The sequence below is a fragment of the Acinetobacter gandensis genome (assembly GCF_001678755.1).
Taxonomy (GTDB): domain Bacteria; phylum Pseudomonadota; class Gammaproteobacteria; order Pseudomonadales; family Moraxellaceae; genus Acinetobacter; species Acinetobacter gandensis.
Genome location: NZ_LZDS01000027.1, coordinates 160346 through 176639 on the forward strand (window position 1 = coordinate 160346; position 16294 = coordinate 176639).

Genomic DNA, 16294 nt, shown 5'->3' on the forward strand with positions numbered 1-16294 from the left:
GCAATTGATGAAAGATAAACGAAGATGATTCGTTTGATGCAGCATAGCGATGTGCAGCAAGTATTTGAAATAGAAAAGCTGGTGCAGAGCCATCCTTGGACATTGAAGCAGTTTGAAGAATCGATTGATTCATATCAAAGCACAGTGATCGAACGACAAGGTCAAGTGGTCGGATTTTGTATTTTGCAACCCGTAGTGGATGAAGCAAATTTGCTCCTAATGGCCATTCATCCTTCACAGCAAGGGAAGGGTCTAGGTTATCAATTACTGGATGAGTCGATTGCTTTATTAAAAAATAATCCTGTACAGATATTTTTAGAAGTACGTGAAAGTAATGTTGCAGCTGTAAGACTGTATGAAAAATCTGATTTCCATCAGATCGACCTAAGAAAGAATTACTATCCCAATCCGGATGGAACACGTGAGCATGCCATTATTATGGTTCGGGCTTGTAGTGATGACTTTGCCGCATTATTTAAATAATTATTGAAGAAGCCTTAATTGGGTTAAGTTAAAAAAATCACGGTCATGTATTGAGCATGCCGTGATTTTTTTAACTTAAAATGAAAATCATTTTACTTGATAATGGGGTTATTCCAACCTGAAGGTAAGGTCGTCATCAGGGAATCCCCCAATTGACTTATCTCGTCTTGGGTTAATGGGCGATTGAGTCGACGCCATTGCCCATCAAGTAGAAGCTCTAAAGGAATGTATTGCGACTTGTAATTCATTTTTTGTGAATCGGGCACCCAGTAGCCGAGATACACATATTGTAAGCCTAATTTTTTGGCATGCTCAATTTGTTTGAGAATGGCAAATGTACCTAGTGAGCGGCGACCTTCATCGGGATCAAAAAAGGTATATACCGCAGAGAGGCCATCATCCAAAGGATCACAGGTTGAAACACTAATTAAAAGATCATCTTTCCACAATTCCAAGAAGAAACTGTCTGTACAGCTGTTAATCAGGAATTTTTCAAATTGATCTTGACTAGGTGGGTACATGTCACCATCGGCATGACGCTCGTTGATATAGCGTTCATATAAAGCATAATGCAGATCACTTGCATCTTTCGGTTTGCTAATCTTTACAGTTAAATCTTGGTTACGTTTCCATGCTTTTTTTTGCACGCTGTTCATTTCAAATTCATCTACAGGAACACGAGAAGATAAGCATTGGCGACAAAGATGACATTCAGGACGATAGACAAAATCGCCACTTCGACGAAAGCCCATTCGGGATAATTCAGATAATGTGACCACGTCAATGCGATGGACAGGGTCAAGAAAAACCATCCGTGCCGATTTATTTTCAAGGTAACTACAATCATGCGGAGGCGTGATGTAGTACTGTAATTCATTCAGCAGGGATTTGGGCTGATATGAGTTCATCGCAGTATCCCTCTTTTATTTTCATTCGCTGAGCCGAGCCCATTGCGCTATTGTTTTACTTGAAAATACACTGTCCTGATACTTTTTCCAATCGATAGCAGGTTGTTTTACAACATCTTGTAACGAATTAAGGTACTGTTGGCGAGAAAGTGTACTCGCACCTAAGCTTAATAGGTGATCATTCACCAATTGACAGTCAATCCAAGGCAACTGATTTTCTTGTCCGATCAACATGAGCGTATAAAATGCCATTTTAGAGACATCTGTTCGGGTACTGAACATTGATTCGCCAAAACATCCTTTGCCGATATTGATACCATATAAGCCACCAATGACCATATCATTTTCCCAAACTTCTATGCTGTAGCCATAACCTGCCTTAAACATGGCGCAATAACCTTGAATAATATCTTCTGATATCCACGTTTCATTGGCGTAGCTGCGTGGTAAGGCACAAGAACGAATAACTGTTTCAAACGCATGATTTACAGTAATTTTATAATCCAACTTTTTCATGTTACGCAGCAGTGATTTACTCGGATAATAATCTTCGGGGTGGATAATGCAGCGTGGTTCAGGGCTCCACCAACAAATGGGTTCACCTTCTGAAAACCAAGGAAATAAACCATTTCGATAGGCTTCAAACAATGTGGCAGGAGATAGGTCAGCACCAATGCAGATTAAACCTTCACCTTCGGGATCAACGTCAATGGGATCGGGAAAAATGAATTCTGAAGGTGGGAGAATCTGCATGAAAACTCTACTCAGTTGTGTACAGGTATTTTTATCATACATAAAAAAGCCGACCTGATGGTCGGCTTCTTGGTCTTAAGTTTGATCTGCGAAAGATTAACTTAATGCTGAAATTATTTGCCTAGAGCATCAAGATATTTCTCAGCATCCAATGCTGCCATACAACCAGAACCTGCAGATGTAATGGCTTGACGGTAAATACTGTCTGCAATGTCACCCGCAGCATAAACACCTTCAATTGAGGTTTGTGTTGCGTTACCCGCTGTGCCACTTTGAACTTGGATATAACCATCACGTAAGTTTAATTGGCCTTCAAAAATACCGCTATTTGGCTTATGACCAATTGCAACAAACATACCAGTCACATCAACATCTTGAGTTGAGCCATCTTGTGTTGATTTGATACGCACAGAAGTCACACCAGTATTGTCGCCAATCACTTCATCCACTTGGTGATTCCAAATGATGCTGATTTTGCCTTCTTTTTCTTTAGCAAAAAGATGATCTTGAAGAATTTTTTCAGAACGTAATGTGTCACGACGGTGAACCAAAGTTACGTGTGAAGCGATATTGGAAAGATAGAGTGCTTCTTCCACCGCGGTGTTACCACCACCAACAACCATTACTTTTTGGTTTTTGTAGAAGAAACCATCACAAGTTGCGCAAGCACTTACACCTTGACCCATAAAGGCAGCTTCAGATTCAAGACCTAAATATTGTGCAGTTGCACCAGTACAAATAATTAAAGCATCACATGTAAATTCTTCCATATCACCTTTAAGGACGAATGGACGGACATTTAAGTCAACTTCATTGATATGATCATATACGATTTCAGTACCAAAACGTTCTGCGTGCGCTTGCATCTGTTCCATAAGGGCAGGACCTGTTAAGCCTTCTGCACCACCTGGCCAGTTATCTACTTCAGTTGTTGTGGTAAGTTGACCACCCAATTGAATGCCCGCGATCAGAGTCGGTTTTAGGTTAGCACGTGCAGCATATACTGCAGCACTGTAACCTGCAGGGCCAGAACCTAAAATAATCAAACGTGAGTGACGAGCGCTCATCGGTAGAATCCTTTTTTTATATGATAATTTGTGGAATTATACGTCAAAGTTTAGAACGTTTGTGTGCGATTAAAGTCGATATTATTGATCATTGAAATCGTTTTGAGCTATATAGAATAGAGTTAACAACTATACCTAAATTATCTTGCATCTTTTTTAACTGAACAGGTGCATAATATTGGGTTCAGATTCAGCCCACTTATATTGTGGCTAATGACAAAAACATTTATGAAGAATTGGTTACAGGATCGTATATGACAGCGGTGTCGGGTGCTTATGCACAGCGCTTAATAATGACATTATTCCTTGTCTCATTTGGGATATATCTGTTCCTTGCAACAGTAACATACACACCATTTGATCCAGGTTGGATGCATTTATCCAGTGATACTCAGCAAGTGTCCAACGCCAGTGGTGTCGCAGGGGCGTGGATTGCTGATTTACTCTTTGGATTTTTAGGCTGGGCCAGCCTGTTGATTCCGTTGTATCTGTTTATAGAAGCGATACAAGTGTGGTGGCCACGTAGCTTTCTAAACCGACCGTTTCGTTATGCTGCGCAATTCTTTATTCTGTTAGCTACGTCAAGCTTATTGTTCTTATTTTGGACGGTTCCTGAAGATACGCTTGAAAATGCTTCTGGCGGTATTATTGGCTATGAACTTGGGCAAAGTTTAGAGCAAATCCTCACTGTCTATGGTGCTGCAATCTTCCTGATCGCATTTTGGATCATGCTGTTCACACTTGCTTTTGGTATTAAGTGGAACAAAACTTGGGTAACGCTGAAAGCAACGCCTGCATATTTGCAAGATTTGTTCTATCGCAATGTGCCTGAAGGGGACACAGCATTTGATCGTACTGTTCCTACGGCTAAAAAAGATGTGGTAACAAGTACACCAAAACAAACAGTTGCATCGGTAACAGCAGCAAATGAACATCATGGCGTAGATGTCGATCCGATTGTGCGAGATCGTGTTGCAGAGCGATTATTTGATGATATTGCTGATAAAGAATTGAATGCACAGCAACAGCAAGAAAGTTTTGTTGATGAGCAAGATGATGAAGAATTAGAACAAGCGATTGCGAAAGCTCATCAGCTAGAGCAAGACAGTAAGCGTGTTGTCTCTTCAGGTGAAGTTTGGCGTGCATTGAATTCAAATGAAGATCAACGTCATAAACAAGATATCGACGCACTGCTAAAAGCTGCTGAAGAAGAGCAGCCTGTGTCACAAACCGCACATTTTCACAATGTGGTTGAAACACAGCCGAATTTACAGCAATCTTTTGCTGAAAAGCCTGTCCAAAACCAAAAAGCGGTGGACTGGGATGATGATGAAATATTTGATGAGCTGTTAGCTGCTGTTCCGAATAGTAAAACAGCAACTGATGTGCATAGTCCATTCAATATTTCTGAAGCGGATGTGTCAGCTCCTAATATGCCTACAAGTACAGTAGCAGCTGCTTCAGCAGTGACTCAAACTGCAACATTTAATTCAGCGCAACCAAAGAATATCGCTTTAGAAACTGATTTTGATGGTTTAGATGATTTATTGGTTGAAGATGATGTGGTAGCAGCACGTTCAAATCCAGTTACAGAACAGCCTGTACGCACAGCCAGCAGCTATGCTCAATCTAGTCCATTAGTACGTGCTGAAATTAATACCCAGCCTCAAACTTTTGTCACTGAAGATGAAAAAGCCCTAATCAGTTCAAATAAAGATGTATTCCGTGAAGTATGGCAAGAAACTGCTGGTAAGCCTGACGAATTAGATCTTGAAGAAGATTTCGATCTAGATGCACCATTAACGGATGCAGCAGGTCGTCCGATGTCACGCGCTATGCAGGTTGCGCAAAAACGTTTAGATTTACCTACTTTGCCGGGGCTCGAGATACTGGATAAAGTTGATCCAAATAAAAAAGTGAATTTTACCGCTGAACAATTGGCTCGATTATCTGAACTTTTAGAAATTAAACTACAAGAATTTAACGTCAAAGCCAAAGTGGTTGAAGCACAGCCAGGGCCGGTAGTCACACGTTTCGAACTTGATTTAGCACCGGGTGTGAAAGCCTCTAAAGTCACCAATATTTCGCGTGATTTGGCACGTTCAATGTCCATGGCTTCTGTGCGTGTGGTTGAGGTCATTCCGGGTAAACCCTATATCGGGATTGAAGTGCCGAATAGCTCACGTGAAATGGTTCGCCTCATTGAACTATTAGAAACACCTGCTTATCGTGATCCAAATGCCTTACTGAGTATGGCAATGGGTAAAGATATTTCGGGTAATCCAGTCTTGGCCGATTTAGCTAAAGCACCACATATGCTTGTAGCAGGGACAACAGGTTCTGGTAAATCAGTGGCTGTAAATGCGATGTTGCTTTCGATGCTGTTGAAATACACGCCGGAGCAGCTGCGCTTGATTATGATTGACCCAAAACAATTAGAACTTGCCAACTATAACGATATTCCACATTTATTGACACCAGTCGTGACCGACATGAAAGATGCAGTTAGTGCATTGAATTGGTGTGTGAATGAAATGGAGCGTCGTTATAAGCTCATGTCTTTGATGAAAGTGCGTAAGCTGACAGATTATAATCGTAAGATTGAAGAAGCGATCGCCAATGGTGAAGATCTGATTGATCCAACGTGGAAGCCAGATGATTCTGCTACACAAAGTCGTGCACCTCGTTTACAAACGATGCCGTTGATTGTGATTGTTGCCGACGAATTTGCTGACATGATCATGCAAGTGGGTAAAAAAGCAGAAGAAATGATTACGCGTTTGGCTCAAAAATCACGTGCTGCAGGGATTCATTTGTTGTTAGCGACACAGCGTCCAACTGTAGATGTGGTGACAGGTTTGATTAAAGCTAATATCCCAACGCGTGCAGCTTTGCGGGTAAATAGTAAATTGGATTCACGGACCATTTTGGATGCCGGCGGTGCAGAGGACTTACTTGGTCATGGGGATATGTTATTCCTTGGGCCAGGTAAGATTGAGCCAGAACGTGTGCACGGTGCGTTTATTTCAGACGATGAAGTAAACCGTATTTGTGATGCATGGCGTGAACGTGGCGAGCCAAACTATGTGGATGAGATTCTGACGCCATACGACGAAGAACCAACTTCTCGCGGCTTTGAGGATGGGGACGGTGGCTCAGATCGAGATGCTTTGTATGACCAATGCGTTAGCTTTGTACTGGAAACTCGTAAAGCTTCTACTTCTTCGCTGCAACGTAAATTTAGCCTCGGTTATAACCGTGCTGCACGTATCATCGACCAAATGGAAGAAAATGGTATCGTAAGTAGTATGGGACCAAATGGTAAGCGTGATATTTTGGTTTAATCAATTGGATTAGATCTTTCTCTAAAACCTGCTTCGGCAGGTTTTTTAGTACTGAATTAATTTGATTGATAAAATTTTTGCTGAGCTAATTCAATGAAGGCTTTGCATGCTGGACTTATTAATTGTTGATTTTTAACTGCGAGTCCAATCTGTCGTTGCGTATTAGGTGAAAGTGGACGTTTCACCACATGCGGATGTAAAGCTAATAATTCTTTGGGCATAGCCATATCTGCAACGATAGCGATACCTTCTTGTAAATTCACCATATTTAAAATGGTTAAAAGTTGCGACATTTGATAGGTGATTTTGGGTTGAATTTGATGTTGTTGCAGTAACTTTTCCACATGAGACTGACTACCTGCACGGGTCATAATAAAAGGGTAGTTTTGAATATCTTGAATATTCAGTTTAGCTTGTTGCGCGACTTCAAATGAATCCGGAATGAGCGCAATAAAGATGTCTTTTATCAGTGGGAATGTGACCAGTTGCGATTTTGGAAGAACAGCAAAACCGACATCAACTTGTCGCTCCGCAATCCACTGAGATACTTCCGCATCGGTGCCTTCCTCGACAAAAATTTCAATATGTGGATAGCGTTCACGATAGGCTTTTAAAAGTTCAGGTAAAAGGTGGATTGAGCTAGAGGAGCCAAAAGAACCAATTCTTAAAGTTCCTTGTTGGATACCATGAGCGGCATTTACTTCCTGCTGCATGATTTGTGTTGTATTGAGTACTTCCTTTGCGTGTAGTAGAAGTTGTTGGCCGATATGTGTTAGGGCAATAGCGCCTTGCTCACGGCTAAATAAGCTGACATTCCAATGTTGCTCTAAGCATTTTAAAGCATGCGATACCGCAGATTGAGTAATACCAAGTTGGCGCGCCGCGAGCGTAAAACTATGTTGCTCTGCGACTTTGACAAATATTTCGAGTTGAGAGAATGTCATTGCCATGAGGAATCACTCATTTTGGTATGAATTATGATGAGGATTATATTGTGCACCATGAACGGTTAAAGATGAAATAGATCCGCTATTTCAAGGCAAAAAAAGCATGAATATTGTGGTGGCATTATTCCCTTTGGTGGCATTAATTGCGATGGGACATGTGCTAAAAAGGACTCAGTTTGTTAAAGATGAATTTTGGGCCAATTCTGAGAAACTGAATTATTTTATTATGTTTCCTGTGCTGCTTTTTTTAAATGTATCTGCGGTACAACTGGATATGCAAACTGTATCGCGCATGCTCACTGTTTTAGTGCTAGGTACATTAATCGCAAGTGCAGTACTTTGGGGTATTAAGCAATTTACACATATCCCAGTACAACGTTTTGGTGTTTATGTACAAAGTCATATTCGTTTTAATACCTATATTGGCTTGTCATTAATGGGGGCGCTGTTTGGCTCAGAAGGCATGCAAATGTTTGCGATGTTGATTGCTGTGGCTGTTCCTTTGGTGAATATCATTTCTGTCCTGTCTTTTTCCAATATCAGCGTTAAACAGCTTGGACAAACCTGTATTTCTATCGCGAAAAATCCGCTCATTCTAGGTTGTGTAGTCAGTGTTCTATTTAATTTATCAGGTCTCACCTTATTTAATGGTTTAACCGAGCTGCTAAAAATATTGGCGGGAATGAGTTTGCCTTTGGGTTTATTGTCTGTGGGAGCGGCATTACAGTTTCAGCAGATGCGTGCAGATGTACGTCGTCTGAGTTTAAATACGATTGGGCGATTAGTTTTAATGCCGAGTTTGGCTTATGTGATAAGTAGTTGTCTGGGTTTAACTGATTTTGAACGGATAATTTTAGTGGTATTTTTTGCTTTGCCGACTGCATCATCATCCTATATTTTAACGCGCTACTATCAAGGGGATGCGCAACTAATGGCTGCGATTATTAGCGTGCAGACTATTGGTTTTGGCTTGATTTTCCCAGTTTTAATGTTGATTGTGCATTAACTGAAAAAAGGGTAGAGAGTGCTAGATTTAATAAAAGAGTTAATAAAAAAGCCTGCATGATGCAGGCTTGTTGCAAGATTCGCAGCTAAGCAAATTTTGCCAATACTTCAAGGAAACCCGCACTTTGACGTGGGTACTGTGCAATCACATCATGGATGCGCTGACCTTCAGGATTGGTTGCATTTACATCACGGCCATCGGCAACAAACTGAGTCAAAAGACGTTCATAGTCATTCGGACGCATATGTTTGAATGCATGGTAGAGTACGTGAAAGTCGCCATTCACTCCTTCAGGAGGAAGCTGAGTTAAGTAGGCAAATACACGCTCGTCTGACCATTCTTCATTGAACGTTGCTGGCTGAGATAATGCCATCGCAATCTCCTTGCTGGTTTAATCATAAAAAAGGCAAAAATGAGTACGCAAGTAAAATGGTTTTATTCGCCATCTCTAAGTTAAGCGACTCATTTTAGGGTTGGATCAAAAGTTATACTTAGTTATCCCGTTTACTCGAAGCAAAGCTTTTGATCTCACAAAGGAATAAAACTAATCCAGCCAACTCGAAGGATAGCTTCTCGTCTTGCGGCTGGGTAAAGTAGAAACTAATGATTCAGCTACTTCGAAGCAAAGCTTCTCGTCTTACGGCTGGGTAAAGCAGCGCTTTACTGATCCAGCCTCATATTTTGCCTTGATTCAATATGCTTGACTAATCAGAATTCAGATTAACGTTCTTCAGGCAAATTGATATTCATTTCAAGCATTTCTATATTCGCTTCTGAACGAACAGACATTTGAATATGTTGTTCATCTACACCACGAACATAGCGGTTAACCACTTGCATGATTTCTTTTTTCATCATGTCAATCTTTTCAGGGCTCAGGCGTTTACCTAAACCATTTTCAGATGCTACGATGACTTTTAAACGATCTTTTGCCGTTTGTGCACTAGACGGTTTTTCGTCGTTGCTAAAAAGTTTACTCCAAAATCCTGCCATGATTACGCTCCAAATAGACGTGCTAACCAACCTTTAGGTTTTACCGTAATATGACGGTAAGGGCGCTCTTCACCTAAGAAGCGAGCCACTAAGTCATCGTAGGCTTGACCCGCTGACTCTTCAGTAAAGAGAATTACAGGTTTACCTTCGTTTGATGCTTGAAGCACGCTCTTACATTCAGGAATTACACCCAAAGTTGGTACGCGTAAAATATCTTTTGAAATGTCATCAATCGTCAACATTTCTTGCTTATCTGCACGTTCAGGGTTGAAACGTGTGATACATAGGTGTTTACGGATACGACCTTCGTTGTTTTCTACTTTTTTGGTTTTGCTATCAAGCATACCAATGATACGGTCAGAGTCACGTACTGAAGAAATTTCAGGGTTGGTCACAATGATTGCTTCATCGGCATGGTACATCGCCAAAATTGCACCACGCTCAATACCTGCTGGTGAGTCACAGATAATGTAATCAAACTCTTGAGAAAGTTCGTCCATTACACGTGCTACACCTTCATCAGTTAACGCATCTTTGTCACGTGTTTGTGATGCAGGAAGAATGTAGAGATTTTCAATATCTTTATCGCGGATAAGCGCTTGTTGTAATCGAGCTTCGTTATTTAATACGTTCACAAAGTCATATACAACGCGGCGTTCACAGCCCATGATTAAGTCAAGGTTACGTAAACCCACATCAAAGTCGATCACAACAGTTTTGTGGCCACGTAGGGCAAGACCTGTTGCAAAAGATGCGCTTGTAGTTGTTTTACCTACGCCACCTTTACCTGATGTTACGACAACAATTTTCGCCACCGAATCCACTCCTGTTATGGTTTAAATCCCCTTTTTTTAATAGGGGTTTGGTGCTTATTTATACATTAAAATTGCAAAGCTTCAAATACTAGCTCTTGCTGGTCATTCAAATAAATATGAACTGGCTGTTTTACCACATGGGGTGGAATATCATCTGCCACGCAATATGTCCCTGCAATAGAAACTAATTCTGCTTCTAAAGAGTGACAGAAAATGCGTGCCGCATGGTTGCCACCCGCTCCGGCAATGACTCTACCACGCGCGCTACCATAAATATGTATATTTCCTGAAGCAATTGCTTCAGAGCCGCTGTTTATACCTGCATTGATAATGATATCGCCATGATCTTGAACGATACATTGACCAGTACGCAATATTTCATTGTGATAAGAGGTGATATGACGAATTGCAGGTGCTGCGGTAACAACCGGCTGATCTTCAGTTACAGGCGCAGCAACAGGTTCTTCAACCACTTGTTCACGTGTTGGCTTCACTTGTTGAAGTTGACGGTCTGCTGGAACAACAGGGAACTGAATCGCACGTGCTTGTTCCGATAAAGGACCTTCTGTCACACCAATAGGCTGTATATCTAGGCTAATTAAAAGCTGAATGAGCGCAATCAACTCTTGATCAACAGTACTTTCAATAACAGCGAGTGTTCCAGGTGGAAATGCTTTTTGGAACATTGGAGTGAGTTGCTGGCGGATCGCATCATGATCATTGGTATCGAGGTGAATGCGAATCGCATTGACCATTTTGCCTTTTATCCGTATATCAGCCATATTGAATCCTTGAGACTTCTAACTATTGCTATTGTGCCGAAGTAGTTATGTTGTAAATAGAGCAAATCCTAGAACAATTTCCAGCAATACTCTAGAGATGTTGCTAATTATTTTTGACTGAGTGTTTATTCTGTAGCTTGGTCTTGTTCTTGCATAATTTGCTGCCATTGTTTGACTTTAACTTGTTTGCGAATGGCTTCTAAACTTTCAAAAACAGCTGAACGAACCAATTCATCTAATTTTTCATTATTTTCAATTTCAATACGAGTGATTCGATTCGAAATATCTAAATAAAAGTTAGGTTTACTTTGCGTCGATTGATTTGGATAAGCCAATGGTGAAATCAAACCTTCAGTAATGTTTTCTCCCAAACGCTGACCAATACTTTGAATTTGCTGTTCAATACGACTACCCACAATCGGAATGAGTCGAAGTAACTGAGTCAGTTCTGGAGTATCTTCAATTGCTTGACTGACAATTTGTCCCACATTTTTCGCAATTAGGTCTCGCTCGGCACGTAATTCTTTGGTTAAATTTTCTTGTAAAATTTCGGCCAAAACTTGTGTAAACAAATCACGATGGTGCTGTACCACATTGCTAATCAAATCTTTATGTGTGGTACTGGTATTCAGCTCATGCTTAATCCCATCGAGTACCGTTAATACCACACGATCAGAGAGTTCTTCCATAATCACGCGATAATAAAATAAGGCTTTCTTTTGAATAGACGAAGGGATGATTTGGTAGCCCATTTCATACAAACGATAAGCGATGACACCTGCACGGAATAATCGTAAAAAGCGTAGGTGGGGGATAATGGCTAAAATTTCATACCAATGAATAAATGGGAAGAAAAACCAACGTTGATGATGTTTGTTGATAATGGCATAGGCCCAACGCACCACTAATTCTACAATCAAGAAGATGATAAACCACGCTTCAGTGGTTATAACCCAAGGATGTAAATGCTCGCGGTAAAAACTAAGCACATCTGGCAGATGGATGCTATTAAAGAACCAACTGCCTAAATTGCTCATTAAGAAAAAGTTCATGCACAGGCAGAACAAGTTAAAAACAATAATGAACACCATAAAAGTGTCATAGACCAAGAACAGCTTAAACGACCAGCTATTTGGATTGACCCGATGGTATTTCGACTTTTTGTTTTGTTGCTGTGTGTTCTGCGTCATATAAAGTTTCTTCTTAATTATTTATTCACTTGATACTGAGCTTTTAAACGATCAATTAACTGATCCTTTTCGGTCCAAAGTTGATCTACCCAGTTTTGGAATTTTTCACGGAATTCAGCATCATCTTCATAATTACCGCCAAGTACCCACTCAGGGATTTCAATCTTTCGCAAATCAACGGCAATACGCGGGACGTCACCAAGCCAAAACTCACCGTAACCTGGGGCACCATTCGGATAGATGATGGTCATATCAACGAGTGCATCAATTTGATCACCTAAAATATTCAGTGCAAGTGCCAATCCACCTGCTTTGGGTTTAAGCAGATTTTTGTAAGGAGATTGTTGCTGAGCATGCTTTTCCGGCGTAAAACGCGTACCTTCTAAATAGTTTAAAAGGGTAAATGGCTGACTGAGCAGTTGTTCACAAGATTTTCGTGCTTCCTCCATATCACGGTATTTAAGCTCTGGATTTTTTGCAATCTGTTCTTTGCTGTGACGTTTCATCATCGGGAAGCCTAAAATTTTGAAGGCTTGTCCAACAAAGGGAATAAAAATAAGTTCCCATTTGGTAAAGAAACGGGTCAATGGCATACGGGTTAAACCAAAATATTGGTTGACCGTCGTATCCACCCAGCTTTGATGATTACAGGTCATTAAATAGCGACCTTGCATATTAAGATCTAAATCTTCATCAATCGTGATATCCCATTGGGTGTTGGGTAAAACATTGTCAATCAACCAGTTATTAACTGTTAACCAGCTGTTGGTAATTTTGATATTGGTTTCATCGACTTTACGAGATTTTTTAAAAAGTTTGGTTAAACCTAGGGCAAGGACAGGAGGCCCATGAAAAAATGTGCTTCCTGTCATGACAGATCCGACAGTCAATCCTTTGCTAATTTTTTTTAGTGTCGGTTGCTTATTGCTTTGAGATGACATATAAAAAAGTCCTGACGGAAATCGTCCTAATTATGATTGATTCAGACAAATATAGTTCGAGTTGATTAAATAAAAAAGAGCATCTGCTCAACTGTGAAGAAATTGTGATGGATTTAACAATTATTTCTCGAGTTCATATTACAAATTGTAAATAAACGCTTTATTATTAACAAAAAATCAATGGTCGGACCATTTTTTTTACTTCATCATTTCAACCATACAACAAAACACAAAGAAGGAGGCATGCAATGCGTGCACTAGTAATTTCGGCAGTAGTTGGGGCGTTGGCACTTACTGGTTGCCAAAACATGGAATATGACAAAGCAGCGATCGGTACTGGTCTTGGTGCTCTTTTAGGCGCGGGTATTGCTTACTCGAATGCTGACAAAGACAAAATGGGTCAAGCAGCTGCAATCGGTGCTGTTGTCGGTGGTGGTGCTGGTCTTCTTCTTGATAAGAAAGAAAAACGTCTTAAACAAGAACTTGCTGGTACTGGCGTAGATGTAGGCCGTAATCCAGATGGCTCAATCAACCTAGTTATGCCATCAGTAACATTCGCGACTAACTCTTCAACAATTCAATCTCAGTTCCAATCTGCATTGAATGACGTTGCTAAAGTATTACGTGAAGATGGTACTGCGAACAAACTTGCAATCGTTGTACACGGTCACACAGATAACACTGGTACTGATGCGATCAACAACCCATTGTCTCAAAACCGTGCTAACTCAGTGAAAAACTACCTAGCGTCTCAAGGTATTTCTTCAACTCGTATTACTGCACGTGGTTACGGTTCAACTTCTCCAGTAGCGGATAACTCAACTGCTGCAGGTCGTGAACAAAACCGTCGCGTAGAAATTTCAGTTTACGAAACTAAATAATTTAGTTGCGTAGATAAAGGCCACCTTCGGGTGGCTTTTTTTATGCCAATTTTAATGACCGATAAAACGCATTTTGCATTAGGCAAGATGAGTTCAGATGACTATAATCATCCTCGGATTAAAAAGAGGAAAGACTATGTCACTGGCAAGTCAGTTGAACGACAAGCAACTTGAAGCAATGAAATACACTCAAGGACCCTTGTTAGTACTTGCAGGGGCAGGTTCAGGCAAAACATCGGTGATTACCCGTAAAATTGCTTATTTGGTGAAGCATTGTGGGATTCCTGCGCACCGTATTACCGCGATGACCTTTACCAACAAGGCCGCACGTGAAATGAAGGAACGTGTGACCAAGCTAATGAGCCGTGAAGAGGCGAAAGGGCTGTCGGTTTCTACATTCCATAATTTCGGGCTGAACATGCTGCGCTTGGAATTAAAAAATACGCCACTGAAAAATAATTTTTCTATTTTAGATGCAGATGATTGCAAACGTATTTTGATGGATTTAATGCACCGCGATAATTTGTCGGGTGCGGAAAGTAAAGAGCTCATTGCCAAGGCCATGAAAATGATTTCAGATTGGAAAAATGATCTGATTCCACCTGAGCAAGCACATACCACCTGTGAAACGGCTGAAGATGTTCAATTTGCGCATCTGTATCAACTATATGAGCGAAATTTACGTGCATACAATGCTGTCGATTTTGATGATTTGATTGTGATGCCGACGCGATTGTTGCAGGAAAATGCAGAAGTACGTGATCGTTGGCAAAATCGTATCCGCTATTTATTGGTGGACGAATATCAAGATACCAACACCGCGCAATATATTTTGGTGAAATTACTCGTGGGCGTGATGGGGCAATTCACTGCAGTAGGTGATGACGACCAATCTATTTATGCATGGCGTGGTGCGAAGCCCGAAAATATGGCGTTATTGAACGAAGATTTTCGTAACTTAAAAGTGATTAAGTTAGAGCAGAACTATCGTTCGACCAGTCGTATTTTGAAAGCAGCAAATACCGTGATTGGCAATAATCCACATATTTTTGATAAAAAATTATGGTCGGATAAAGGTCATGGTGAAGTAATTCGTGTGATTACTTGTCGTAATGATGACGATGAATCAGAACGTGTTGTTAAAGACTTGATCACACATAAATTGATGAATGGTAAAAACTGGAAAGATTACGCCATTTTGTATCGCGGAAACTTCCAAGCACGTGCGCTTGAAACGCAGCTTCGCCAAATGCAGATCCCGTATAAATTATCGGGCGGTCAGTCATTCTTTGCTCGTGCCGAAATTAAGGATTTGATGAGCTACTTGCGTTTGATCATCAATCCTGAAGATGACAGTGCATTCTTACGAATTATCAATACGCCAAAACGTGCCATTGGCCCTGTGACTTTAGAAAAGCTCGGACTGTTTGCACAAGAGAGTAATTTATCTTTACTCAGTGCGGCAGGTGATCAGCGCTTGAGTATGGCGATTCCGAAAAAAGCCACAACACAATTGGCTGAATTTGCGGACTTTATTTCAACCTTTACCCGTGAATTGTTAGAAGATGATGAGCCAGTACCGATTATTCGTCGCATGATGATTGAAGCGGGTTATATCGACTATGTGAAAGAGTCGGCAGCAACGCCAGCGCAGGAAAAAACCAAACTGGATAATATTGAAGTACTTTATAGCAGCATTCAAAGTTTGATTAACCGAGCTGAAGATGTCGATGAAAAGAACATAGAAAGTGTGATTCGTAAAATGGTGCTGCTCGATATGTTAGAACAGCAACAAGAAGAAGAAGACACCGATAAAGTCAATTTGTTGACCTTGCATGCATCGAAAGGTTTGGAATTTCCTTTTGTCTACTTGATTGGCCTGGAAGAAGAAATTCTACCGCATAAAAACTCAATCGCTGCGGATACTGTCGAGGAAGAACGTCGTTTGATGTATGTAGGTATTACCCGTGCACGTCAAGGCTTAACCATGACATTGGCTGAGCAGCGTAAAGCGGGTGGTCAAATGCGTCAGATGACACCAAGCCGCTTCTTGGACGAGCTTCCACAAGATGAATTGGAATGGTTAGGTCGCAAGAAAAAACTGGCCGGTGATATCGATCCTAAACAGCAAGCACAGCATTATTTAGAAAATTTACGTGCGCTGATTAAGCGTTAAAGCTTAAA

Annotated in this window: 15 protein-coding genes; 5 read left to right on the top strand and 10 right to left on the bottom strand. The window is 40.8% G+C overall.

From position 1 onward, the window contains the following. The first annotated feature begins 24 nt into the window (after positions 1-24). A complete protein-coding gene (gene rimI / locus A9J31_RS12035; RefSeq protein ID WP_067766151.1) occupies positions 25-483 on the top strand; it encodes a ribosomal protein S18-alanine N-acetyltransferase in 459 nt (152 codons plus the stop codon). A gap of 92 nt (positions 484-575) precedes the next feature. Here rimI and A9J31_RS12040 read toward each other — a convergent pair whose 3' ends face one another. The 3 genes from A9J31_RS12040 to trxB all read right to left on the bottom strand — a co-directional run bounded on the left by A9J31_RS12040 (position 576) and on the right by trxB (position 3211). After that, on the bottom strand, positions 576-1391 hold the full coding sequence (locus A9J31_RS12040) for an arginyltransferase (protein WP_067766154.1): 816 nt from the start codon (positions 1389-1391) through the stop codon (positions 576-578). A 21-nt stretch (positions 1392-1412) separates the two neighbouring features. After that, positions 1413-2144, bottom strand: coding sequence for a leucyl/phenylalanyl-tRNA--protein transferase (gene aat, locus A9J31_RS12045; protein ID WP_067766157.1), 732 nt, complete (start codon positions 2142-2144; stop codon positions 1413-1415). A gap of 113 nt (positions 2145-2257) precedes the next feature. Continuing rightward, entirely contained in the window at positions 2258-3211 is a 954-nt protein-coding gene (trxB, locus tag A9J31_RS12050; protein ID WP_067766160.1) for a thioredoxin-disulfide reductase, read from the bottom strand. 254 nt (positions 3212-3465) lie between these two features. On the opposite strand from trxB, the gene A9J31_RS12055 reads away from it, so the two are divergent. Further along, entirely contained in the window at positions 3466-6555 is a 3090-nt protein-coding gene (locus A9J31_RS12055) for a DNA translocase FtsK (protein ID WP_067766163.1), read from the top strand. A 56-nt stretch (positions 6556-6611) separates the two neighbouring features. Here the strand turns inward: A9J31_RS12055 and A9J31_RS12060 are convergent, their stop codons facing one another. After that, the gene (locus A9J31_RS12060; protein ID WP_067766326.1) at positions 6612-7499 is read right to left on the bottom strand and encodes a LysR family transcriptional regulator; all 888 of its coding nucleotides are present in this window, start codon (positions 7497-7499) and stop codon (positions 6612-6614) included. Between the two features lie 106 nt (positions 7500-7605). On the opposite strand from A9J31_RS12060, the gene A9J31_RS12065 reads away from it, so the two are divergent. After that, positions 7606-8508: an AEC family transporter gene (locus tag A9J31_RS12065; RefSeq protein ID WP_067766165.1), complete on the top strand. Its 903-nt coding sequence runs from the start codon at positions 7606-7608 to the stop codon at positions 8506-8508. Between the two features lie 85 nt (positions 8509-8593). Here A9J31_RS12065 and A9J31_RS12070 read toward each other — a convergent pair whose 3' ends face one another. From A9J31_RS12070 to A9J31_RS12095, 6 genes are all read right to left on the bottom strand, one after another. Then, on the bottom strand, positions 8594-8881 hold the full coding sequence (locus A9J31_RS12070) for a PA4642 family protein (RefSeq protein ID WP_067766167.1): 288 nt from the start codon (positions 8879-8881) through the stop codon (positions 8594-8596). Positions 8882-9228: 347 nt separating this feature from the next. Continuing rightward, the gene (minE, locus tag A9J31_RS12075; RefSeq protein WP_067766168.1) at positions 9229-9501 is read right to left on the bottom strand and encodes a cell division topological specificity factor MinE; all 273 of its coding nucleotides are present in this window, start codon (positions 9499-9501) and stop codon (positions 9229-9231) included. Between the two features lie 2 nt (positions 9502-9503). Continuing rightward, positions 9504-10316: a septum site-determining protein MinD gene (gene minD, locus A9J31_RS12080; protein ID WP_067766170.1), complete on the bottom strand. Its 813-nt coding sequence runs from the start codon at positions 10314-10316 to the stop codon at positions 9504-9506. Positions 10317-10381: 65 nt separating this feature from the next. Next, positions 10382-11098, bottom strand: a complete 717-nt coding sequence (gene minC, locus A9J31_RS12085) for a septum site-determining protein MinC (protein WP_067766172.1) — start codon at positions 11096-11098, stop codon at positions 10382-10384. 125 nt (positions 11099-11223) lie between these two features. After that, positions 11224-12288, bottom strand: a complete 1065-nt coding sequence (locus tag A9J31_RS12090; protein WP_067766181.1) for a hypothetical protein — start codon at positions 12286-12288, stop codon at positions 11224-11226. Between the two features lie 17 nt (positions 12289-12305). Then, positions 12306-13229 (bottom strand): acyltransferase, encoded by a 924-nt coding sequence (locus tag A9J31_RS12095; RefSeq protein ID WP_067766183.1) that lies wholly within the window; start codon positions 13227-13229, stop codon positions 12306-12308. Positions 13230-13477: 248 nt separating this feature from the next. Here A9J31_RS12095 and A9J31_RS12100 point away from each other — a divergent pair, with 248 nt between their 5' ends. Both A9J31_RS12100 and A9J31_RS12105 read left to right on the top strand, forming a co-directional pair. Then, positions 13478-14110 carry a YiaD family glycine zipper/OmpA-like lipoprotein gene (locus A9J31_RS12100; RefSeq protein WP_067766185.1) on the top strand — a complete coding sequence of 211 codons (633 nt, stop codon included), beginning with the start codon at positions 13478-13480 and terminating at the stop codon, positions 14108-14110. A gap of 136 nt (positions 14111-14246) precedes the next feature. Next, a complete protein-coding gene (locus A9J31_RS12105; RefSeq protein WP_067766191.1) occupies positions 14247-16286 on the top strand; it encodes a UvrD-helicase domain-containing protein in 2040 nt (679 codons plus the stop codon). Positions 16287-16294 lie beyond the last annotated feature (8 nt).

What these genes read in the sequence shown, in the direction of transcription:
- rimI (WP_067766151.1), top strand. Translation starts at nt 25, where the DNA reads ATGATTCGTTTGATGCAGCATAGCGATGTGCAGCAAGTATTTGAAATA.
- aat (WP_067766157.1), bottom strand. Translation starts at nt 2,144, where the DNA reads ATGCAGATTCTCCCACCTTCAGAATTCATTTTTCCCGATCCCATTGAC.
- A9J31_RS12040 (WP_067766154.1), bottom strand. Translation starts at nt 1,391, where the DNA reads ATGAACTCATATCAGCCCAAATCCCTGCTGAATGAATTACAGTACTAC.
- A9J31_RS12070 (WP_067766167.1), bottom strand. Translation starts at nt 8,881, where the DNA reads ATGGCATTATCTCAGCCAGCAACGTTCAATGAAGAATGGTCAGACGAG.
- A9J31_RS12065 (WP_067766165.1), top strand. Translation starts at nt 7,606, where the DNA reads ATGAATATTGTGGTGGCATTATTCCCTTTGGTGGCATTAATTGCGATG.
- A9J31_RS12060 (WP_067766326.1), bottom strand. Translation starts at nt 7,499, where the DNA reads ATGACATTCTCTCAACTCGAAATATTTGTCAAAGTCGCAGAGCAACAT.
- A9J31_RS12090 (WP_067766181.1), bottom strand. Translation starts at nt 12,288, where the DNA reads ATGACGCAGAACACACAGCAACAAAACAAAAAGTCGAAATACCATCGG.
- minE (WP_067766168.1), bottom strand. Translation starts at nt 9,501, where the DNA reads ATGGCAGGATTTTGGAGTAAACTTTTTAGCAACGACGAAAAACCGTCT.
- A9J31_RS12095 (WP_067766183.1), bottom strand. Translation starts at nt 13,229, where the DNA reads ATGTCATCTCAAAGCAATAAGCAACCGACACTAAAAAAAATTAGCAAA.
- A9J31_RS12100 (WP_067766185.1), top strand. Translation starts at nt 13,478, where the DNA reads ATGCGTGCACTAGTAATTTCGGCAGTAGTTGGGGCGTTGGCACTTACT.
- A9J31_RS12055 (WP_067766163.1), top strand. Translation starts at nt 3,466, where the DNA reads ATGACAGCGGTGTCGGGTGCTTATGCACAGCGCTTAATAATGACATTA.
- A9J31_RS12105 (WP_067766191.1), top strand. Translation starts at nt 14,247, where the DNA reads ATGTCACTGGCAAGTCAGTTGAACGACAAGCAACTTGAAGCAATGAAA.
- minC (WP_067766172.1), bottom strand. Translation starts at nt 11,098, where the DNA reads ATGGCTGATATACGGATAAAAGGCAAAATGGTCAATGCGATTCGCATT.
- trxB (WP_067766160.1), bottom strand. Translation starts at nt 3,211, where the DNA reads ATGAGCGCTCGTCACTCACGTTTGATTATTTTAGGTTCTGGCCCTGCA.